19 protein-coding genes and 1 riboswitch are annotated in these 19,796 nt (G+C 72.5%); of the genes, 11 read left to right on the plus strand and 8 right to left on the minus strand.

Translation table 11 applies throughout. The features are described 5' to 3' along the window. Positions 1-120: 120 nt before the first annotated feature. Positions 121-1,008, minus strand: coding sequence for a 2-hydroxy-3-oxopropionate reductase (locus tag ABZ885_RS11335; protein WP_360186500.1), 888 nt, complete (start codon positions 1,006-1,008; stop codon positions 121-123). A gap of 61 nt (positions 1,009-1,069) precedes the next feature. After that, positions 1,070-1,912, minus strand: a complete 843-nt coding sequence (locus tag ABZ885_RS11340; protein ID WP_360186503.1) for a TIM barrel protein — start codon at positions 1,910-1,912, stop codon at positions 1,070-1,072. Between the two features lie 209 nt (positions 1,913-2,121). On the opposite strand from ABZ885_RS11340, the gene ABZ885_RS11345 reads away from it, so the two are divergent. The 7 genes from ABZ885_RS11345 (at position 2,122) to ABZ885_RS11375 (ending at position 8,042) form a co-directional block, all read left to right on the plus strand. Further along, entirely contained in the window at positions 2,122-2,376 is a 255-nt protein-coding gene (locus ABZ885_RS11345; RefSeq protein ID WP_360186506.1) for a thiamine-binding protein, read from the plus strand. Next, positions 2,373-2,753: a helix-turn-helix domain-containing protein gene (locus ABZ885_RS11350; protein ID WP_360186509.1), complete on the plus strand. Its 381-nt coding sequence runs from the start codon at positions 2,373-2,375 to the stop codon at positions 2,751-2,753. Before ABZ885_RS11345 ends, ABZ885_RS11350 begins: the two co-directional genes overlap by 4 nt. A 218-nt stretch (positions 2,754-2,971) precedes the next feature. After that, entirely contained in the window at positions 2,972-3,475 is a 504-nt protein-coding gene (gene uraD, locus ABZ885_RS11355) for a 2-oxo-4-hydroxy-4-carboxy-5-ureidoimidazoline decarboxylase (protein ID WP_360186511.1), read from the plus strand. Between the two features lie 60 nt (positions 3,476-3,535). After that, complete coding sequence (uraH, locus tag ABZ885_RS11360) at positions 3,536-3,871, plus strand: hydroxyisourate hydrolase (protein ID WP_360186513.1); 336 nt, start codon at positions 3,536-3,538, stop codon at positions 3,869-3,871. A 27-nt stretch (positions 3,872-3,898) separates the two neighbouring features. Continuing rightward, the gene (gene pucL, locus ABZ885_RS11365; RefSeq protein ID WP_360186515.1) at positions 3,899-4,819 is read left to right on the plus strand and encodes a factor-independent urate hydroxylase; all 921 of its coding nucleotides are present in this window, start codon (positions 3,899-3,901) and stop codon (positions 4,817-4,819) included. 302 nt (positions 4,820-5,121) lie between these two features. Further along, positions 5,122-6,600 (plus strand): nucleobase:cation symporter-2 family protein, encoded by a 1,479-nt coding sequence (locus ABZ885_RS11370; protein ID WP_360186517.1) that lies wholly within the window; start codon positions 5,122-5,124, stop codon positions 6,598-6,600. 56 nt (positions 6,601-6,656) lie between these two features. After that, positions 6,657-8,042 (plus strand): 8-oxoguanine deaminase, encoded by a 1,386-nt coding sequence (locus ABZ885_RS11375; protein WP_360186519.1) that lies wholly within the window; start codon positions 6,657-6,659, stop codon positions 8,040-8,042. A gap of 228 nt (positions 8,043-8,270) precedes the next feature. Here ABZ885_RS11375 and ABZ885_RS11380 read toward each other — a convergent pair whose 3' ends face one another. Continuing rightward, the gene (locus tag ABZ885_RS11380; RefSeq protein WP_360186520.1) at positions 8,271-9,599 is read right to left on the minus strand and encodes an MFS transporter; all 1,329 of its coding nucleotides are present in this window, start codon (positions 9,597-9,599) and stop codon (positions 8,271-8,273) included. Positions 9,600-9,654: 55 nt separating this feature from the next. On the opposite strand from ABZ885_RS11380, the gene ABZ885_RS11385 reads away from it, so the two are divergent. Then, entirely contained in the window at positions 9,655-10,680 is a 1,026-nt protein-coding gene (locus ABZ885_RS11385; protein WP_360186522.1) for a helix-turn-helix domain-containing protein, read from the plus strand. Positions 10,681-10,796: 116 nt separating this feature from the next. Here ABZ885_RS11385 and ABZ885_RS11390 read toward each other — a convergent pair whose 3' ends face one another. Continuing rightward, entirely contained in the window at positions 10,797-11,183 is a 387-nt protein-coding gene (locus ABZ885_RS11390; RefSeq protein WP_360186524.1) for a gamma-glutamylcyclotransferase, read from the minus strand. 142 nt (positions 11,184-11,325) lie between these two features. Next, positions 11,326-12,978: a malate synthase A gene (gene aceB / locus ABZ885_RS11395; RefSeq protein WP_360186526.1), complete on the minus strand. Its 1,653-nt coding sequence runs from the start codon at positions 12,976-12,978 to the stop codon at positions 11,326-11,328. A 201-nt stretch (positions 12,979-13,179) separates the two neighbouring features. Between aceB and ABZ885_RS11400 the strand changes: the two genes are divergently transcribed. Both ABZ885_RS11400 and ABZ885_RS11405 read left to right on the plus strand, forming a co-directional pair. Further along, positions 13,180-13,977 carry an IclR family transcriptional regulator gene (locus ABZ885_RS11400; RefSeq protein WP_360186527.1) on the plus strand — a complete coding sequence of 266 codons (798 nt, stop codon included), beginning with the start codon at positions 13,180-13,182 and terminating at the stop codon, positions 13,975-13,977. A gap of 198 nt (positions 13,978-14,175) precedes the next feature. After that, entirely contained in the window at positions 14,176-14,760 is a 585-nt protein-coding gene (locus tag ABZ885_RS11405; protein ID WP_360186529.1) for a hypothetical protein, read from the plus strand. 104 nt (positions 14,761-14,864) lie between these two features. Here ABZ885_RS11405 and ABZ885_RS11410 read toward each other — a convergent pair whose 3' ends face one another. Further along, positions 14,865-16,118 carry a glycoside hydrolase family 16 protein gene (locus ABZ885_RS11410; RefSeq protein ID WP_360186531.1) on the minus strand — a complete coding sequence of 418 codons (1,254 nt, stop codon included), beginning with the start codon at positions 16,116-16,118 and terminating at the stop codon, positions 14,865-14,867. A 2-nt stretch (positions 16,119-16,120) separates the two neighbouring features. Continuing rightward, a riboswitch (cyclic di-AMP (ydaO/yuaA leader) is annotated at positions 16,121-16,285 on the minus strand. 278 nt (positions 16,286-16,563) lie between these two features. Beyond that, on the minus strand, positions 16,564-18,000 hold the full coding sequence (locus tag ABZ885_RS11415) for a lipase (RefSeq protein WP_360186532.1): 1,437 nt from the start codon (positions 17,998-18,000) through the stop codon (positions 16,564-16,566). A 151-nt stretch (positions 18,001-18,151) separates the two neighbouring features. Here ABZ885_RS11415 and ABZ885_RS11420 point away from each other — a divergent pair, with 151 nt between their 5' ends. Next, positions 18,152-18,481, plus strand: a complete 330-nt coding sequence (locus ABZ885_RS11420; RefSeq protein WP_360186534.1) for a MoaF N-terminal domain-containing protein — start codon at positions 18,152-18,154, stop codon at positions 18,479-18,481. A gap of 118 nt (positions 18,482-18,599) precedes the next feature. Here ABZ885_RS11420 and ABZ885_RS11425 read toward each other — a convergent pair whose 3' ends face one another. Further along, the gene (locus ABZ885_RS11425) at positions 18,600-19,742 is read right to left on the minus strand and encodes an alpha/beta hydrolase-fold protein (protein ID WP_360186535.1); all 1,143 of its coding nucleotides are present in this window, start codon (positions 19,740-19,742) and stop codon (positions 18,600-18,602) included. Positions 19,743-19,796 lie beyond the last annotated feature (54 nt).

The following is a 19,796-nucleotide window of genomic DNA, read 5'->3' on the forward strand; positions in this document are numbered from 1 at the left end:
TCGTCCACCAGCGACCAGCCGTCGGCCTCCAGTCGCCCGGCGAGTTCCTCGGAGTCCACCTCGTTGCGGGCGCATCCGAGCGTGACAAGGGCCGGCGGGGCGGCGGCGGGCGACGCCGGGTTACTTGACCTCGCGGCCGGACAGCCGCTCGACGCCGCGCAGCAGCGCCGAGTGGTCCAGGGAGCCGTCACCGTTGGCGCGGGCCGAGGCGACGAGCTGGGCGACCACGGCACCGACCGGCAGCGCGGCGCCGACGGCGCGGGCGGCGTCGGTGACGATGCCCATGTCCTTGTGGTGCAGGTCGATCCGGAAGCCCGGGGCGAACTCGCGGTCGAGCATGTTCGCCTTCTTGCGGTTGAGCACGGTCGAGCCGGCCAGGCCGCCGCCGAGCACGTCCAGCGCGGCACCGAGGTCGACGCCGGCGTTCTCCAGGAACACCACGGCCTCGGCCAGCACCTGGATGTTGACGGCGACGATCAGCTGGTTGGCGGCCTTGACGGTCTGGCCGGCACCGGCCGGGCCGACGTGGATGACCGTGGTGCCCAGCGCGTCGAACAGCGGCTTCGCCTCGGCGAAGTCCTCGGCAGCGCCACCGACCATGATCGACAGCACCGCCTCGACGGCACCGGCCTCGCCGCCGGAGACCGGGGCGTCGAGGGCGCGCACGCCCTTCTCGACGGCGGCCTTGCCGACCTTGATGGAGGTCTGCGGGGTGATCGACGACATGTCGATCACGAGGGTGCCGGCCTTCACGTTCTCCAGGACGCCGCCCTCGCCGAGGATGACCGCCTCGACGTGGGGGTCGGCCGGGACCATGGTGATGACGACCTCGGCGTCCTTCACCGCGTCGGCGATGCTGGCGGCGCCCCGGCCGCCGGCCGCGATCACGGCGTCGATCGAGGCCTGGGAGAGGTCGAATCCGGTGACGTCGTGACCGGCCTTGACCAGGTTGATGGCCATGGGCTTGCCCATGATGCCGAGGCCGACGAAGGCGATCTTGCGGCTCATCGCGTCGTTCCTTTTGTCCGTAGGTGGGGAGGGTGTGGGCGGGCTCGCCCGGGGGCGGGCGTCAGCGGGACGCGCGCAGCTCGCGCGGGAGCCACTCGAAGCTGTCGGCGCTGACGCCGGCGGCGGGGCGGTACTCGAGGCCGATCCGGCCGGTGTAGCCGGCGGCGGTGAGGCGGGCGAAGAGGTCCTCGAAGTCCAGTCCGCCGGTGCCGGGCTCGTTGCGGCCCGGGTCGTCGGCGATCTGGACGTGGCCGAAGCGGTCGGCGTAGGTGTCGATGACGGCCGCCAGGTCCTCGCCGTTCCTGGCCAGGTGGTACAGATCGCAGAGGAACCTCGCGTTGCCGAGGCCGGTCGCGGCGTTCACCTTGTCGACCACCTCGACGGCGGCGGCGGCGGAGACCAGCGGGTAGTCCGGGGACTCCGGCCGGTTCAGCGCCTCGATCAGCAGGATCGCGCCGATCCCGTGCGCGGCCCTCGCGGCCAGCACGAGGTTCTCCAGCGCGAGCGCGTCCTGCTCGGCCGGGTCGACGCCCTCGACCCGGTTGCCGTAGAGCGCGTTCAGCGCCTTGGTGCCGAGCGAGGCGGCCAGCTCGGCGGCGACCGGGACGTTGGCCCGGAAGCGCTCCCGCTCGGACGGTACGGAGACGGTACCGCGGGCGCCCTTGCTCAGGTCGTCCAGGAAGTTGAGGCCGGTGAGCTGCACGCCGGCGTCGGTGAAGGCCTTGCGGAGCGCGTCCTGCTCGGCCTGCGACGGGGAGTGCTCCTCGCCGAACGGCCACCACAGCTCGGCGGCGGTGAAGCCGGCGGCCGCGGCCGCGGCCGGGCGCTCCAGGAGCGGAAGCTCATTGAACAGGATCGACAGGTTGACCGTGTAGCTGTGCTTGGAAGCGGCCGTCACGTCCATCACCTCTCATCTCTCTTCCGACATCCGCAACTTCCACGATCCGGAAGAGGGATTCTGCTTGGTGGAAGCATGTCCGCCCCGCCGAGCGGGTGTCAAGGCCGCCGCAACAATTTGTTGAAGCAGACCGAAACCGCTCCCCGCCGGGCCCGCCCGCTGTTCGATCGACCAGCCCCTGCACCCCGCCCGCGCCCGCTCGCTACAGTGAGCGGGTGCGATTGATGGTGGAGTTCACGACAGAGCCGTTCGAACTGGACACGTTTCCCGAGCACGCCGTGGCGGCCCGGAAGGTGGTCGACGAGGCCGGCCTGGCCGTCTCGGTCGGCCCGTTCGGCACCGGCGCGGAAGGCGACGCCGACCAGGTCCTGACCGCGGTGACCAAGCTGCTCAGGGAGACCCTGGACGCCGGCGCGACCCGGATCTCGGTCCAGGTCAGCGTGCTGGACGAGGAGGGCGGTGCACCGTGACCGAGCATGTGGAACACCCGCTCGCCGCGGCGATAAAGCCGCTGCTGGACGCGGTCGGCGCGACGCCCGTCCCGCTGGACGAGGCGAAGACCGAGGACGTCGTCCTGGAGTGGGAGGGCGCCCCGGCACTCGCCGTCCGCCTGCCGCACCTGAGCAGCGCACTCGACCGACTGCTGGCCGAGATGACCCGCCAGTTCGACGGCCGCCCGCTCGCCGAGCTGGACCGCTGGGAGAAGCAGCGGGTCGTCGCCCTCCTGGAGGAGCGCGGCGCCTTCACCGTCCGCCACGGGGTGGAGACGGTCGCCACGGCGCTCGGCGTCAGCCGCTTCACCGTCTACAACTACCTCAACCGCCAGGACGGCTCGAAGTCCGGCTGATTCCGGACCCTCGCTCGGGGGTGCATCCGGGTGAACCCCGTCGGCCCGGCCAGTCTTCACCAGGCCCCGGCGGGGCACACTTGTCTCATCGCACACGAAACGGCCCGGTAACCGGGACCGGTTCAAAACGTAACCACCAACCGTTCAACAAAGTGTTGACGGCCCGGGTGGGTGGATCTAGCTTGTGCGGGTGGCACCACTCTTCAGGAGGTCCACCCGTGACCAACCACCCCCACGCCCTTGACTCCCTGGCGGCGGCCGACGCCGCCGAACTGAGGGCGATCCTGCTGGAGGTCTGCTCCAGCCCCCGTTGGGCCGACGCCGTCGCGGCGGCCCGGCCCTGGCCCGACCGTGCGGCCCTGCTCGACGCCAACGCGTCGGCCATGGCCGCCCTCGCGGCCGCCGACCTGCACGACGCGATGGCCGGCCACGCCCGGATCGGCAAGCCCAAGGCGGGCGACGCCACCTCCGAGCGCGAGCAGGCCGGCATCAGGGGAGTGGACACCGCACTCCTCGACGAACTGCACGAGGCCAACGCCGCCTACGAGGCCAAGTTCGGCCACGTGTTCCTGATCTGCGCGACCGGCCGCACCGCGGACACCATGCTCGCCGCCCTGCGCGAGCGCTACCCCAACGACCCCGCCACCGAGGCGGAGATCGTCCGGGGCGAGCTGCGCAAGATCAACGACATCCGGATCAACCGCCTGCTCGACGAGTCCTGACCTATCGTCAGTACTTACCGACGCATCGTCACACCTGCCATCAGTAAGGTCACTTCACCCATGACTGGCATCTCCACCCACGTGCTCGACACCAGCCTCGGCCGCCCGGCCGAGGGCGTCCCGGTCGAGCTCGCACTGCACACCGAGGGTGGCTGGAAGGTGCTCGGCACCTCCGCCACGGACTCCGACGGCCGGGCCAAGGACCTGCCGGCCGTGGAGGCGGGCTCGGTCGTCCGGCTCCGGTTCGACACCGCGGCGTACTACGCCGGGAAGTCGGACGAGACGCCGTTCTTCCCCGAGGTCTCGATCGTCTTCACGGTCGCGCCCGCGCAGCACCACTACCACGTGCCACTGCTGCTCAACCCGTTCGGATACTCGGTCTACCGCGGAAGCTAGACCGCTTGATTGATTGGGAGCCATGTCATGGCCCACGTGCTCGGTCAGAACCAGTACGGCAAGGCGGAGAACCGCATCGTCCGGATCTACCGTGACTCGACCCGTCACGAGATCAAGGACCTGAACGTCTCGGTCTCCCTCCAGGGCGACTTCGAGGACGTCCACCTCACCGGGTCGAACGCCAACTGCCTGCCCACCGACACCACCAAGAACACCGTGTACGCCTTCGCCAAGGAGTACGGGATCGAGTCGGCCGAGGCCTTCGGCATCCTCCTGGCGCGCCACTTCGTGGACGACACCGAGCGCGGTGTCGTGCACAGCGCGCGGATCCGGATCGAGGAGTACGCCTGGGACCGGATCAAGACCCCGGACAACTCGGCGCGCTTCATCGGCTCCGAGGAGGTCGGCCACTCCTTCGTCCGCAACGGGCAGGAGACCCGCACCACCGAGGTCGTCTACGACGGCGAGACCGTCCAGGTCATCTCGGGCCTGAAGGACCTCATCGTGATGAACTCCACCAACTCGGAGTTCTGGGGCTACATCAAGGACAGGTACACCACCCTCCAGGAGGCGTACGACCGCATCCTGGCCACCCAGGTCACGGCCCGCTGGAAGTACGGCTTCAGCGGCCGCGACGGCGAGGCCCAGCCCAACTGGAACCGCTCCTACACCCACGTGCGGCGGCACCTGCTGGAGGCCTTCGCCGAGACCTACTCGTACTCGCTGCAGCAGACCCTGCACGCGATGGGCACCCGGGTCCTGAACAACCGCGCCGAGGTGGACGAGGTCCGCCTGGAGCTGCCGAACAAGCACCACTTCCTGGTCGACCTGGAGCCGTTCGGCCTCAAGAACGACAACGAGGTGTACTACGCCGCCGACCGGATGTACGGCCTGATCGAGGGCACCGTGCACCGCGAGGGCGTGGTACCGGTGATCCCGGTCGTCTGACCTCCCCCGTGAACACCGTCCGGCGTCGTCGCACCCTCCGGCCCCACGGGACCGGCCGGCTCCGGACGGGCGGCACCACCGCAGCACCCGCACCACCTGCACCACCTGCACCACCTGCACCATCAGTTTCTCCATCCCCCACCCACCGGAGATCGTGCCCGCCTCACGGCGGCCGGCCCGGGGAGCTGGAGATGCAGGCCGAGGGACCCTTGCACCGCCGTCCCGCCCTCGGCCGTCACGCGATCGACCTGTCTCCAGCGCCACGGGCGCGTCGCGGGCCACGGGCACAAGAGGGGCTCGACATGGCACCTGACAACACCAGCACCACAGACGGCGGTTCCACCCCCGGCAGATCCCACACTGCCGGGTCCTCCGGTCCGGACGGCGCGTCAAGCAGCCTCCCCGGCAAGCCGTCCGGGCCGGACACCCACCCCGTGGACGAGGTGCTGCCACCGGTGAAGCTCGTCTCCACCGGCCTGCAGCACGTCGCCGCGATGTACGCGGGAGTCGTGGCTCCCCCGCTCATCGTCGGCGCCGGCGTCGGGCTCTCCCCCGCCGACCTCGCCCTGCTCATCTCGGCCAGCCTGTTCACCGCCGGACTGGCCACCCTGCTCCAGACCCTCGGCATCTGGAAGATCGGCGCGCGGCTGCCGTTCGTCAACGGCGTCTCGTTCGCGGGCGTCGCGCCCATGATCGCCATCGCCAGGGAGCACGGGCCGGAGAAAGCCCTTCCGGTGATCTTCGGCGCGGTGATCGTCGCGGGGCTCCTGTGCTTCCTCACGGCGCCGTACTTCTGCAAGCTGATCAGGTTCTTCCCCCCGGTCGTCCAGGGCACCGTGATCACCCTCATCGGGGTGTCCCTGCTCCCGGTGGCGGTGAACTGGGCGCGCGGCGGCGCACCGGGCGCCCCCGGATACGGCTCCGTGCGGGCCATCGGCCTCGCCGCGATCACCCTCGTCGCGGTGGTGCTCTGCAACCGGCTGCTGCGCGGCTTCTGGCAACAGCTCTCACTGCTCATCGGACTGGCGATCGGCACCCTGCTCGCCCTCCCGCTGGGCCTGGCCGACTTCGGCGCGGTCCGGGACGCGAAGGTCTTCGCGCTCCCCTCCCCGTTCCACTTCGGCGCCCCCGCGTTCGACGCGGCCGCGATCGCCTCGCTCTGCATCGTCATGGTGGTCTCGATGACCGAGTCCACCGCCGACATGCTGGCACTCGGCAGGATCGTCGACCGCGAGGCCGACGAGTCCGTGCTCGCCGCGGGCCTGCGGGCCGACGGACTGGCCACCGCGCTCAGCCCGGTCTTCAACGGCTTCGCCGCCAGCGCCTTCGCCCAGAACATCGGGCTGGTGGCACTGACGAAGATCCGCAGCCGCTTCGTGGTGGCGGCCGGCGGAGGCATCCTGATCCTGCTCGGGCTCTTCCCCGTGCTCGGATCGCTCGTCTCCCTGGTGCCGCAGCCCGTCCTGGGCGGCGCCGGGATCGTGCTCTTCGGCACGGTCGCGGCGAGCGGCATCCGCACCCTCGCGGAGGCCGGAATGGAGTCCGGCTCCCACACCATCCTGGTGTCCGTCTCGCTCGGCGTCGGCATCATCCCGATCGCCGTGCCCACGTTCTACGACTCCTTCCCGGAGGCCGTCCGCACCCTGATGCACTCCGGGATCTCGGCCGGCACCGTGACGGCCGTCCTGCTCAACCTGCTCTTCCACCACGTCGGAGTCCCCCGCCGCCCGCCGGCCGACGGGACACCCGGCACGACGGTGCCGACGGCGACACCGTCCTGACCCACCGGGCGGGCATGCGCCCCATGCCCGCCCGGTATCCCCCATAGGAGTTCCCCATGGCAGTCCAGCCCCCGCCCGCCGACCAGCGGATCGTGATCGAGAACGTCGCGATCGCGACGGTCGACGCCAACGACACCGAGTACGCCCGCGGCCACGTGGTCATCCTCGGCAACAGGATCGAGTCGGTCGGCGACGGCGCCGCCCCGCAGTGGCTGGACAACGTGGTCCGCCGGATCAACGGCGAGGGCCACCTCGTCACCCCCGGCCTGGTCAACACCCACCACCACTTCTACCAGTGGATCACCCGCGGCCTCGCCCAGGACAACATCCTGTTCGACTGGCTGGTCGCGCTCTACCCGACCTGGGCCCGGATCGACGAGAAGCTCGTCCACGCCGCCTCCCAGGGCTCGGCCGCCGCACTGCTCAAGTCCGGCTGCACCACCGCCTCCGACCACCACTACGTGTTCCCCAAGGACGGCGGCGACGTCCTCGGCGCCTCCATCGAGGCCGTCCAGGAGCTCGGCCTGCGCTTCACCGCGCTGCGCGGCTCGATGGACCGCAGCAAGAAGGACGGCGGTCTGCCGCCGGACCACGCCGTCGAGGAGCTCGACGCCATCCTGGCCTCCTCCGAGGCCGCCGTGGACAAGTACCACGACCCCTCCTTCGGCTCGATGCTGCACGTCGCCATCGCGCCCTGCTCGCCCTTCTCGGTCTCCACCGACCTGCTGCGCGAGTCCGCCGTCCTCGCCCGCCGCAAGGGTGTCCGCCTGCACACCCACGGCTCCGAGACCGCCGAGGAAGAGGCGTTCTGCAAGGAGCTGTTCGGGATGGGCCCGACCGACTACTTCGAGTCGGTCGGCTGGCTCGGCGAGGACGTGTGGATGGCGCACTGCGTCCACATGAACGACTCCGACATCGCCAAGTTCGCCGAGACCGGCACCGGCGTCGCGCACTGCCCCTCCTCCAACGCCCGCCTGGCCGCCGGCATCGCCCGCGTCCCCGACATGCTCAAGGCCGGCGTCCCGGTCGGCCTCGGCGTCGACGGCACCGCCTCCAACGAGTCCGGCGAGCTCGGCACCGAACTGCGCAACGCGCTGCTGATCAACCGCCTGCACGGCTACCCGACCGCGCTCACCGGCCGCCAGGCGCTGCGCCTGGGCACCATGGGCGGCGCCCGGGTGCTCGGCCGGCAGAACGAGATCGGCTCGATCGAGGCCGGCAAGCTCGCGGACCTCGCGCTCTGGAAGGTCGACGGCATCATGCACTCCTCGATCGCCGACCCGGTGGCCGCCCTCACCTTCGGCGCCCTGCCGCCGCTGGCCGTGCTGTTCGTCAACGGCAACGCCGTGGTCGAGAAGGGGCAGCTGACGACGGTGAACGAGGACCGGATCGCCCAGGCCTGTGCCCGGGCCGCCAAGGAGCTCGCCGCCCGCCCGGTGTAACTCCCGTGCCGGGGAGCGGTCCTGCTCCCCGGCACCGCTGAACTCCGGGTCGCCCAGGGACGGTGCGTCACCCGGACTCCGCGGGCCGGCCCCCTCCGGGCGGCCTGCGGAACGCAGCCCCGAACCCACGGCGAGGGTCCGGGGCTGCGGCGTGCCCGCTCCCACCCCCGTGGGGCGCGGGCCGCCGGCCTGTGGGGCGGCGGGCTTCGCCGCCGGAACGGCGTGGCTCTACGTCCTCCGGCCGGGCGTGCGGACGGTGTCGCGGCCGGTACTGCGGCCGGTACTGCGGACGGCGGACGGCAGGGCCGCCCCGGCGAGGGCGAACAGGCCCGCCAGCACCGCCCAGCCGACGCCCCCGTGGTCGACGGCCGTCACCGTGATCACCAGCGGGCCGATCACGTGCGCGGCCGCCTGCCCGCTCATGAACACCCCCTGGTACTCGCCGTGCGCCTGCGGATCGGCGAGGTCCAGGCTGAGCGTCCAACCACCGGCCGAGGTCAGCAACTCCCCCAGGCTGTGCACCAGCGCCCCGGCCAGGACCGCTCCGGTGGCCACCCCCGCCGGGCCGAACTGGGCCGCCGCGTACACCAGACAGCCGCCCGCGAGCAGCAGCCCACCCTGCGCGCAGGCCCGCGCGGCCGTCGGCACATCGGTGACGCCCCGGCTCGCCCGGACCTGGAGCACCACCACCACAAGGCAGTTGAGCACGTTCACCGCGGAGACCACCGCCGGCGGCGCGTCCGTGGAGAGCACGATCCAGAGCGGCAGGCCGATGCTCAGCACGGCGAGCTGCAGCTCCAGCACGGCGTGCAGTGCGGTGACCAGCAGGTAGCGGCGGTCCCGCAGCGCGGTCCGACGCTGCACGGGGCTGCTCTCGGTGTCCGTTCGGCGGGTGGCGTCCGCCCCGCCGGTGGCGTGCGTGCCGTGCAAGGTGCGCGTTCCGCGGGCCAGTTCGGCCGGGACGGGCAGGCCGGCCAGCAGCGCCGCCGCGCCCAGGAAGGTCACCGCGTCCAGGGCGAGCACGGTGACGTAGCCGGCGTAGGAGTCGGACTGCAGGGCGAGCGCCGCGCCGGCGGACCCGACCACGAGGCCCGCGTTCGTCACCGAGCGCAGCAACGCCCGGGAGCGGACCTGCCGTTCGGCGGGCAGCGCCCGGGCGATCAGCGCGCTGCGGACCGCCGCCGCACCGCGCTCCAGCACGGTCGCCACGCAGGCCAGCGCGACGAAGGCGGCGAAGGAGTGCACGAACGCGTAGCCGAGCACGGCCACGGCCTCCAGCGGGCCGAGCACCAGCAACAGCCGCTTGCTGCCGACCCGGTCCGCCAGCCGCCCCATCGGCACGCCGGCGAGCACCCCGAGGACGCCCGCGGCGGTGAGTCCGAGCGCGACCCGGCCGGGGGTCAGGCCGACGGACCGGGTGAAGTACAGCAGGCTCACCGTGACGAACAGGCCGTTCCCGACGGTGTTCACCAGGGCCATCAGGACGAGCCGGCGCAGCAGTGGGTCGGCGGGGAGAAAACGGCCGATGTCGGGCGGTCGCACCGCGGTTGAGGTCATGCCAGTAGGACAGCGGGCTTCCCGCGGCGGCGGAATTCTTTTACCGTTGTGGTCAATGTTCGAGTTCCGCTTCGGCGTAGACGACCTGGCCGCGACCTGGTTCGGCCATTCCCCGCTCCAGGAGGCGGTGTTGAGCCTGCGGGCCCGGGTCTGGCCGGGCTACTACCCGGAGCAGCGGCCGTGGGTCGCCGGCTGGCAGTCGCGCTACGAGGCGCTGGACACCGAGATGTTGGCGGCGCTGATCGCGCCGAGCGCGTTCGTTCCGGACTTCCTCACACCCCGCCCGACGACGCCGCGGCCGGACTTCTCCGCCGAGCTCGCCGGGATGGCGGCCACGCCGCCGGAGGTGGTGCGGGCCGACGTGCTCGCCGCCTACGAGGGTGGCGGGAATCCGTTGCCGCCCGTGCTCGCCGGGTTGATCGACGACCCGGAGGCACTGACGGCGCGCGTGGCCGAGGCGCTGGAGGCGTACTGGACGCGCTGCCTCGCCCCCGCCTGGTGGCCGCGGGCGCGGTCGGTGCTGGAGGCGGACATCGCGTACCGGGGACGGATGCTCTCGGAGCGCGGCGCGGAGGGGCTGTTCGCGGACCTCGACTTCCGGATCTCCTGGCACGCCGGCGTGCTGCGGCTGAACGACTCCAACCCGGCCGTGCAGGCGCTGGGGACGGCGGTGGACGTCGCCGGGCGGGGGCTGGTGCTGATCCCGACGTTGTTCGCCCGTGGTGCGCAGACCGACATCACCCAGTCGGGGCCGCCGCTGATCACCTATCCCGCGCGGGGCCGGGCGACCATGGCGGAGGGGCTGGACGGCCACCGGGACGAGGAGGCCGAGGAGGCGGAACGGCCGCCGGCGGCCTTGGCCGGGCTGATCGGCCCGCCGCGGGCCCGGCTGCTGGCCCTGTTGGGAACGCCCGCGAGTACCACCGAACTCGCGCATCGGCTGGGCGTCACCCCGGGCGCGGTGAGCCGCCACCTCGGCGCACTCGCCGCGGCCGGGCTGCTGGACCGCACCCGCCACGGGCGGAGCGTCCTCTACCGGCGCACCGCCCTCGGCGACGCGCTGGTGCGCGGCGGCGGGTGAGCGGGCTTCCGCGGACGGGTTTCAGCGAACAGCTGACAGATGACAGCCGACAGCTTTCAGATAACAGATAACAGATAACAGATAACAGATTCTGTCAGCTGTCATTCGACCCCCGCTCAGGCCGTACGGCCGAGGGTGGCGAGGTAGGCGCGCCAGCCGCCGTGGTGAGTGATCTCGCGATGGACGCCGCGGTCGAGCTCGCCGCGGGCGAGGAGCATCGAGAGGCAGGCGGAGCCGTCCTCCAGCTCGATCACGCCGAGCTCCAGCTCGCGCGGCTCGCCGGGGAGGATGACGTCGCGCAGGTGCTCCAGGGTGATGTCGTAGAGCTCGCCGTCGATCGCGGTGTCGACGGCCGGGTCGGGGTGCAGGCCGGGGCAGACGTCGTCGATGGAGAAGAACCGGTAGCCGGGGGCGGTGCGGGCCGGGCCGACCAGGGCGTCGGCGACGGAGGCGTGGAAGGGGCCGCCGACCATGGCCTGGCCGTTGAAGAAGATGCGGGGCACTGCGGACTCCTCGTGGAAGAGCCGTTCCGTACGGCGACGAGAGGACAGGTGGATTCGTCGCCGTACGGAACGGAGTAAAGGGGCGGCGGGACTGCTACAGCCTGTCAGGCGGCAGCAGTCGCCCCGCTGGATAGATTGGGACTCAGCCCAGCAGGGGAAGCGCGGGGAGGGTCAGGAAGTCCGCGAACTCCTCGGCCAGGGCGACCTGTTCGAAGAGCTTGGCGGCCTCGCGCCAGCGCCCACCGGCGTAGGCCTCGTCGCCCAGCTCGGCCCGGAGCCCGGCCAGCTCCTCGGCGACCAGCCGGCGCACCAGGTCGGCGGTGGCCTTCTCGCCGGTGTCGGAGAGCACGACGCCGTTGTGGATCCACTGCCAGATCTGCGAGCGGGAGATCTCGGCGGTGGCGGCGTCCTCCATCATGTTGAAGATGCCGACCGCTCCGAGGCCGCGCAGCCAGGCCTCGATGTAGCGGATGCCGACCTGGACGGCGTTGTGCAGGCCCGCGCGGGTGCAGGTCCCGCCGGCGCCGGCGATGTCGAGCAGCTGGTCGGCCGTGACGGGTTCGGCCGGGCCGGGGTTGTCCTTCTGGTTGGGGCGCTCGCCGAGCACGGCGTCGAAGGAGGCGCGGGCGACCGGGACGAGGTCCGGGTGGGCGACCCAGGAGCCGTCGAAGCCGTTCCCGGCCTCGCGGTCCTTGTCGGCCTTGACCTTCTCCAGGGCGGCCGCGTTGACCTCGGGGTCCTTGCGGCTGGGGATGAACGCGGCCATGCCGCCGATGGCATGGGCGCCGCGCCGGTGGCAGGTCTGCACCAGCAGCCGGGTGTAGGCGGCCATGAACGGCGAGGCCATGGTCACGGCGTTGCGGTCCGGCAGGATGTAGTGCTCGCCCGCGTCGCGGAAGTTCTTGACGATCGAGAACAGGTAGTCCCAGCGGCCGGCGTTGAGGCCGGCGGCGTGGTCGCGCAGTTCGTAGAGGATCTCCTCCATCTCGAACGCGGCGGTGATGGTCTCGATCAGCACGGTGGCGCGGATGGTGCCGTGCGGGATGCCGAGGGCGGCCTGGGCGTGGGTGAAGACGTCGTTCCAGAGCCGCGCCTCGAGGTGGCTCTCGGTCTTCGGCAGGTAGAAGTACGGGCCGGAGTTCGGGTCCTCGGCGCCGCGGGCGAGCAGCCGGGCCGCGTTGTGGAAGAAGTAGAGCCCGAAGTCGAAGAAGGCGCCGGCCACCGGCGTGCCGTCGACGAGCAGGTGGTTCTCGTCCAGGTGCCAGCCGCGCGGGCGGACCACGACGGTGGCGAGTTCGGCGGCGGGCTTGAGGGTGTAGGCCTTGCCGGCCGAGGACGTGAAGTCGATCCGGCCCTCGAACGCGTCGGTCAGGTTGATCTGGCCGCTGACCACGTTCTCCCAGGTCGGGGAGGTGGCGTCCTCGAAGTCGGCGAGCCAGACCCTGGCGCCGGAGTTGAGCGCGTTGATGACCATCTTGCGGTCGGTGGGGCCGGTGATCTCGACCCGGCGGTCCTGGAGGGCACGGGGAGCCTCGGCCACCGTCCAGTCGCCCTCGCGCACGTCGGCCGTCCCGGGGAGGAAGTCCAGGGTGCCGGCCCGGGCGATCTCGGCGCGGCGGGTCTTTCGGCGGGCCAGGAGCTCCTGCCGGCGGTCCTCGAAGGCGCGGTGGAGGCCGACGACGAAGGCGACCGCCTCCGGAGTGAGCACCTCCTCCGCCCGGTGGACGCGCGGACCGGCGACAGTGACGACCGGAGCGGCGGGGGAGACGCCGGCGGGTCCCTGATCTGTAGCCATGAGCAGGACACTCCTAAGACGGTTGAGCATGGCGAAGGGAGCTCCGGTGGGAACTTCCTTGATCTGAACCGATCCGAACCCCGCATACCGGAGGGTTCGATTCTGTAAGGTGGAGACTAGTTTCCGCGATACAGAATTTCAACGGTTTGTTGAGGTGATCGCAGGGACTCTACTCCTCCCCCGACAGCGAAGGGAACGCCGGTGGTTGCGACCCCCGACACAGCATCGACGACAGGCCCGGACCGCGCGAGCGGCGGTGTGCAGTCCGTCGAGCGCGCCTTCCAGCTGCTGGAGGCACTGGCCGACTCCGGCGGTGTGGCGACGCTCAGCGAGCTCTCCACCACCTCCGGACTGCCGATGCCCACCATCCACCGTCTGGTTCGTACCCTCGTCCAGCAGGGCTATGTCCGCCAGGACACGGCGCGCCGCTACACCCTGGGCCCGCGGCTGATCCGGCTGGGCGAGACCGCCGGCCGGCTGCTCGGCAGCTGGGCCCGCCCGTACCTGTCCGAGCTGATGGAGGCGACCGGCGAGACGGCCAACCTGGCCGTGCTGGAGGGCGGCGAGGTGGTCTACGTCGGGCAGGTGCAGTCCCGGCGCTCGATGCGGATGTTCACCGAGGTCGGCCGCCGGGTGCAGCCGCACTGCACCGGCGTCGGCAAGGCCCTGCTGGCCCAGCTTCCCGAGGAGGAGGCGCGCGCCGTGCTCGGCCCCAACCCGCTGCCCGCGCACACCGAGTTCACCGTGACCGACCCGGAGGAGCTGCTGCGCCAGCTGGCCGAGGCGCGCGAGCGCGGCTACGTGGTGGACGACCAGGAGCAGGAGATCGGCGTGCGCTGCATCGCGCTCGCGGTACCCGGCGCGCCGACCCCGACGGCGCTCTCGGTCTCCGGCCCGGAGGCCCGGATCCGGGCGCTGGAGGAACAGGCCGGCGCGGCCTCGCTGGTGCCGGTGATGCATCAGATTGCAGCCCGGCTGGGGCAGGTCCTGGCCCCCTGAAGCAGCCCTGACGACGCGTCATTCACCCGTTCGCGCACCGGAGGCCGGCGGCCCGCAGCCTCCGGTGTGCGCCTTCGCCCGTTCGGGCGGCCCGAGGGCGGGTTGTCCGGGCGGCGGCGGACGGGTCGGCCACGCTGGGTGCGGGCGCGCCCCGCGACGGTGCGGGGTGCCGGAGCACGGAGGGCAGGGTGAGCGCCGATGTCGCGCAGTGAGTCGGTACGGGGTTTCCTCGGCAGGTCGCTGACGGTGGGATGCGCCCTGGCGGCGCTGGCCGCGGGGTCCGCATGGGCCTGCCCGGACGGCGACCCGGGAGCGGCCGGGGCCGATCAGGGGACGGCGGTCGCAGCACCGGCGGCACCCGTGCCGGTGCCGGCGGCGCCGTCCCGCTCGGACCTGGAGGTGGTCCGGATGGACGCGGACCCCGCCGCGCCGGGCGGCACCACCACGGTGCACGCCTTCGTCGCCAACGGCGGCCCGGACCGGACGGCCTCCCCGTTCACCGTGGTGATCACCCTGCCCGCGGGGGTGCGGCCCGAGGAGCCGTTCTTCCCGGAGAACTGCTACGTGTTCCAGAACGGCCACCGGGTGCGCTGCAGCTTCCCGGCCGGACTGGGCGCGCTCCGGAGCGCGACCGCACTGGTCCCGGTCCGGCTCGACACCACCGTCCGGGCCCCCGGCACGCTGACCGGGGGCTGGGTGGCGGTGCGCGGCGACGACGACGGGAACGAGGCGAACAACAAGCAGCCGTTCGAGATCCCGGTCGTCGCGACCGCCGCGCGGTAGGGGGCCGGCCCGGGGGCGGGCGCCCCACCGGCGGTGGAGGCGGTCAGCGGCGGCGGATCAGCAGTGAACGGATCAGCGGTGGGCGGATCAGCAGAGGCCGCGGATCAGCGGTAGACGCGGACGTAGTCCGCGGCGAAGGTGATCGGAGCCGTGCCCTGCGGCGCGGGGTGGTACTGCCCCGCGCTCAGGGACAGGTTGAGGATCAGGTACGCCGACCAGTCGGCGCCGACGCCCTTGCCGTCCGAGAAGACCTTCACGCCGTTGATGTACCAGTCGACCGAGGTGGCACCGTACTGGGTGCCGACGGTGACCCACTGGTCGTGGGCGATGGACTTGGCGTCGGTGACGTACTTGTGGTCCGGGTTGATGTGGTTGGTCAGCTCCAGCAGGTTCGCGTTGTCCGCGTGGTACTCGAAGGTGTCGATCTCGCCGTGGTTGCCGCTGGTGCCGTTCCACGTCCACAGCGCCGGCCAGGCGCCGGTGCCGGCCGGGAGCTTGACCCGGGTCTCGACGTAGTCGCCGGTCTTCACCTTGAAGCCCTCGGTGGAGTACTCGGTGGTGAGCAGGCCGGTGTCCCAGGACTGCTTGCCGTTCTCCAGCGTGTGGGTGCCCGGCTTGGCGGTGAAGGTGGCGGCGCCGCCGGAGACGCTGACGTTGTTCTTGTTCAGCCAGTCGAGCTTGTTGTCGTTGGGGTTGTGGTCGCCGTAGTGGTACGAGCTGCTCTTGTCGGCCGTCCAGCGCGAGCCCAGGGCCAGGCTGTTGAACTCGTCCGACCAGGTCAGCTTCTTGCCGGCGACGGGCGCTGCGGTGGCGGGGGTGGTGCCGGTCGCCGTGGGGGCGGGCGTCGGGGCGGACGTCGGGGCGGGGGCCGGCGCCGGCGCCGGGGTGGCGGCAGCGGCGGCGACCGCCAGCTGCCGCGAGGGCAGGTTGTGCCAGGTGCCGCCGAGGTCCTGCCAGAAGCCGAACTGGGTGTAGGTGCCGGCCGGCAGGGTGCGCGAGCCGGTGGTGACCGACAGGCCGCTCGGGCAGATCTGCGCGTTGGTGGCGCTGCCCGGGAAGTCGAGGACGTGGCCGGCCGCGTCGCGCACTCCGACGCCGACCGTCTTGGCGGTGAAGCAGGCCGAGGAGTGGACGGTCAGCGAGGCCTTGGTGGCCTGGCCCGCGACCATGGTGGCCGGGGTGAGCTTGTCCTGGGTGACGGTCGGCGTCGCCGCCTGGGCGGTGGTCGCCGCCTGGACGCCGAACAGTCCGGCGCCGCCGATGGCGAGCGCGCCGGTGACGGCGAAGGCCGCGTTGCGGCCGCGGCGGGAGGGGCGGGCGTGGCGCGGCGGGGTGCGCCGGGCAGGCTGCTTCTGCATGGCAGTGTCCTCTGCGACGCCTGCGAGGTGAGCTGTCGGGTTCGGGCTGAGGTTGCCCGGCCGCCCGTGGAGCGGCTTCACCCCTAGCCGCGACCCGGGCGCGGGAGCGCGCGGGCCTGGCACTGACCTGGGTCCCCCGCTCCCGTCCGCTGTGGTGCTCGGTTGCCCGCCGGCGGGTGGACAGGACTCGGCGTCCCGGCGGCGGAGGTCCGCGAAGCGGACGTCCGAGCAGGCTAGGCAGGCCGTCCGGGACGCGACAACTCGACGGCGGGTGTTGTCGCGCAGGTCACACCGGGGAGCGGCGGAGTTGATCAACGGCCGTGCGAAGTTGATCAGTTGAGCCCGTCCGGACGGACGGCGGGGCGGCGGCGCAGCGGCCGGGCGGCGCGGTGGCCGGGCAGCGCGACGGTCAGGCGGGCGGGCGGGCGGCCAGGCGGGCCGGCGGTCAGGCGAGCCAGGCGGCGACCTGGCTCATCGCGTCGGGCGCCCAGGCCAGCTCCAGGTGGTTGAGCCCGCCCAGCAGCCGGGTGCCGCCGACCGTGCCGATCCCGGTGGTGTCCAGCGCGCTGCGGGTGAAGACGATCCCGTCGCCGGGCCCGCGGTTCTCGTTGAGCACGCCGGGGATGTCGGCCGAACCGCCGGCCAGCAGGTAGGTCCGGACCGCCGCCGGGATGCCCGCCCGCTGGAGCGGCCCGATCAGCGAGCCGGCGTCGATGGCGGCCTGGATGCCCTGGCCCGCGGTGTAGAGGCCCTGGCCCCCGTAGTAGGTGGTCCACCAGTCCTGGGCGGTGCCGTCCACCCCGTAGCTGCCGTCCCAGCGGGCGAGCAGCTGGCGCTGGCCCGGGTAGCAGTCGTACCCGCCGGTGGGCAGTACGCCGAGGCAGGGCTGCGCGGTGTACGTGCCGTAGCAGGTCATGAACAGGTGCGGCGAGGGTGCATCGGCGGTGCCGCCGCAGGCCGGCCAGGTGGCCAGCGAGAACGCCCAGCCGTGCGCGTACACGTAGTCGAGACCGCCGTTCGGGCCGCCGAGGGTGGCCAGGCGGCGGACGTCGCCCGCGTAGGCCCGGCCCCAGGAGGGACGCACCGAGGAGACGTACGCGCGGGCGGCGACCTCGCGCTTGCTCCAGGCCACCACGTCCACCTGCGGCACCCCGAGCCGGGCGCGGATCAGGGCGATCGCGTCGCCGACGGCCTGCGCCTGGAGCAGGTTGTCGCCCTGCTGGTGGGCGAAGCCGATCGCGAAGACCCGGTGACCGCCGGCGGCGAGGTACTGCGCGAGGCCGGTGGACGGGCAGGCGGCACCGCCGGTGGCGCCGCAGGTGCCGGTCTCGTCCGGGGCGGCCCAGGCGCGGTCGGCGTTGTCGTTGGCGCCGTGGACGAGCAGGACGGGGGTGGTGCGGCTGCCGGCGTCCCAGCCTGCGGCGGAGTAGAGCAGGAAGCGTCCGGAGAACGGCCGGCGGACGCCGCCGAAGTAGCCGAGTCGGGCGCCGTCCTGGTCGCCGCGGCCGCCGGGCGGGTACTGCTCGGCGCGGAAGCCCGGGTGGTGTCGAGGTAGCGCTCGACGGTGGCCCAGCCGTGGCCGGGGGCGGGGAAGGCGGCCTCCAGGGTGAGGGCGGCGGTGGCGGGCGCGGCGGGGCCCGCCGAGGCGGTGGGCGGGATGCCGAGGAGGAGCGCGGCGAGGGTGAGGAGGGCGGCGAGCGTGGCGGACGGGCGTCTCATCGGGCGGCTCCCTGGTCGGGTGGGTCCACGGGCGGGCGGGTCCACGGGCGGGCGGAGGCCGGACGGGGCCGGAGGGGCTGACCGGAGCGCTCGGACCGAGGATCAGGCCGGCCCCCGGCGGCCAGGAGCCTGCACCGTACGGCCGGGCCATCGGGGCGCCCATGTGCCGGGGTCACACCCGGCCGGCGGGCGGCGTGGCGGCCCGCGCCGTGGCGAGGTGTCGACAAGTCCACCCCGGAGGTCATCCGGTCGGATAGGTTGGAGTCCCTGCGCGGTTCCGTGCCGCACCACGAGAGACGAGGACCCGTCCCGCCATGACCGCGCCCCTGCCCGGCTTCGCCGGCCGCACCTACCTCTTCCAGGTCGACAACGGCGCGGCCTTCCGCAACGCCTACTCGGCCGACGGCAAGCGGCTGCGCTGGGAGGGCCTCGGCGAGTCGGCCGGCCAGTGGGAGGACGTCACCCTGCACGTCGCCGAGGTCGGCCCGGACCTGTACTTCGTCAGCTGGACCGAGCAGAGCGGCATCACCGTCAGCCACGTGATGGACCTCGGCAAGCTCACGGTGCGCGCGTTCTGGACGTACGAGGGCGAGGGCGGCAGGGTCGGCGAACTGCACACCGGGACGCTGGAGCCGGTGGCCTGAGGCTCCGCACAGCAGGACGCCGGGCCGCTCACCCCCACGGGTGAGCGGCCCGGCGTTTCACGTCCGGGACCGGAGGGGCGACGGCGGCAGCGGCGGCGCCGCCCCGGCCGGCCCGGGGTCAGACCGGCTGGCCCGGGACGGCGAGGCGCTGGGAGAGCCACTCCAGCGAGGACGGGAGCAGCTTGCTCCAGGTCTCGAAGTTGTGGCCGCCGGTCTTCAGCATGCTGTACGAGACCTTCATCGGCGGGTTCACGGCACCGACGAAGGACTCGGTGTCGCGCCGGTAGTCGCCGTCGCCCTCCCTGGTGCCGGCGAGCAGCACGGACACCGCGGGCTGCGGCAGGTTCTTCAGCCGCCACATCAGGTCGGCCTCGTGGCGGCGCTGCTCGCTGCCCTTGAAGAGGTCCGGCACGGTCGGGTCGTCGGCGGCGTTGTAGTAGCCGGAGAGCGAGACGGCGGTCGGGAAGACGTCCGGGTGGCGCATGGCGAGCTTGAGCGCGCAGTAGCCGCCGGTCGAGTTGCCCATGAAGGCCCAGGCCTGCGGCGCCGGGGAGACCCGGAAGCTCGCCTGGATCGCGGACGGGACGTCCTTGGTGAAGTAGGTGTCCGACTGGGCGCCGCCCGGGATGTCCTCGCACTCGGTGTCCAGCGGCAGCGCGGGCGACGGACGCACCATCACCATCACGGTCGGCTGCATCCGGCCCTCCTGGAGCAGCTTGAGCGCCGCGCCCGGGTAGTTCAGCCGGGTGACCAGGTTCTTGGCGATGCCGGGGAAGCCGGTGGAGATGATGACGACCGGGAACTGCCTGTGCGCGTACTCCGGCTGGAAGTACTGCGGCGGCAGGTAGACGTAGCCCTCGGTGGAGAGGCGGGTGGTGGCGCCGTCGATCCGGATCTCGCGGATCTCGCCGGACTGCCTGGGGTCGCGGCCGAGCGCCCCGCCGCCCTGGACGGCGGCCTGGCCGATGGTCTCCACCTGGAGGCGGCCCGAGGCGTCCGCCTTGTTCTGGATGACGACCGGGCCGTTGTCGCCGGTGCCGAGCAGGTCGTCCCAGCTGCTGTAGAAGGCGAAGTAGTTGTTGGCGACCAGACCCAGCGCGGCGAGCACGGCGAGCTGGGTGGCGAGCAGCGCACCGATCCGGCCGAGCACCGCCTGCCAGGACTTCTTCGCCAGCCTCGGCCACAGCCAGACCGTGCCGGCCATCACCACGACGGCGATCAATACGGTCAGCGCCAACACCTTGTGGCTCGTCAGACCCATGTCCTGCTTGCTCCCACGCCTCGAACGTCCCCCCGCCCCTGCGCCCGGCGGCCG

This window comes from Kitasatospora sp. NPDC047058, from assembly GCF_040643935.1.
In the GTDB taxonomy this organism is placed as follows: domain Bacteria; phylum Actinomycetota; class Actinomycetes; order Streptomycetales; family Streptomycetaceae; genus Kitasatospora.

Bases quoted from the DNA above. Each gene is read 5' to 3' on its own strand.
- ABZ885_RS11335 (WP_360186500.1), bottom strand. From the start codon at position 1,008: ATGAGCCGCAAGATCGCCTTCGTCGGCCTCGGCATCATGGGCAAGCCC.
- ABZ885_RS11340 (WP_360186503.1), bottom strand. From the start codon at position 1,912: ATGGACGTGACGGCCGCTTCCAAGCACAGCTACACGGTCAACCTGTCG.
- uraH (WP_360186513.1), top strand. From the start codon at position 3,536: ATGACTGGCATCTCCACCCACGTGCTCGACACCAGCCTCGGCCGCCCG.
- pucL (WP_360186515.1), top strand. From the start codon at position 3,899: ATGGCCCACGTGCTCGGTCAGAACCAGTACGGCAAGGCGGAGAACCGC.
- ABZ885_RS11370 (WP_360186517.1), top strand. From the start codon at position 5,122: ATGGCACCTGACAACACCAGCACCACAGACGGCGGTTCCACCCCCGGC.
- ABZ885_RS11375 (WP_360186519.1), top strand. From the start codon at position 6,657: ATGGCAGTCCAGCCCCCGCCCGCCGACCAGCGGATCGTGATCGAGAAC.
- ABZ885_RS11380 (WP_360186520.1), bottom strand. From the start codon at position 9,599: ATGACCTCAACCGCGGTGCGACCGCCCGACATCGGCCGTTTTCTCCCC.
- ABZ885_RS11385 (WP_360186522.1), top strand. From the start codon at position 9,655: ATGTTCGAGTTCCGCTTCGGCGTAGACGACCTGGCCGCGACCTGGTTC.
- aceB (WP_360186526.1), bottom strand. From the start codon at position 12,978: ATGGCTACAGATCAGGGACCCGCCGGCGTCTCCCCCGCCGCTCCGGTC.
- ABZ885_RS11405 (WP_360186529.1), top strand. From the start codon at position 14,176: ATGTCGCGCAGTGAGTCGGTACGGGGTTTCCTCGGCAGGTCGCTGACG.
- ABZ885_RS11410 (WP_360186531.1), bottom strand. From the start codon at position 16,118: ATGCAGAAGCAGCCTGCCCGGCGCACCCCGCCGCGCCACGCCCGCCCC.
- ABZ885_RS11415 (WP_360186532.1), bottom strand. From the start codon at position 18,000: ATGGGCGCCCCGATGGCCCGGCCGTACGGTGCAGGCTCCTGGCCGCCG.
- ABZ885_RS11420 (WP_360186534.1), top strand. From the start codon at position 18,152: ATGACCGCGCCCCTGCCCGGCTTCGCCGGCCGCACCTACCTCTTCCAG.
- ABZ885_RS11425 (WP_360186535.1), bottom strand. From the start codon at position 19,742: ATGGGTCTGACGAGCCACAAGGTGTTGGCGCTGACCGTATTGATCGCC.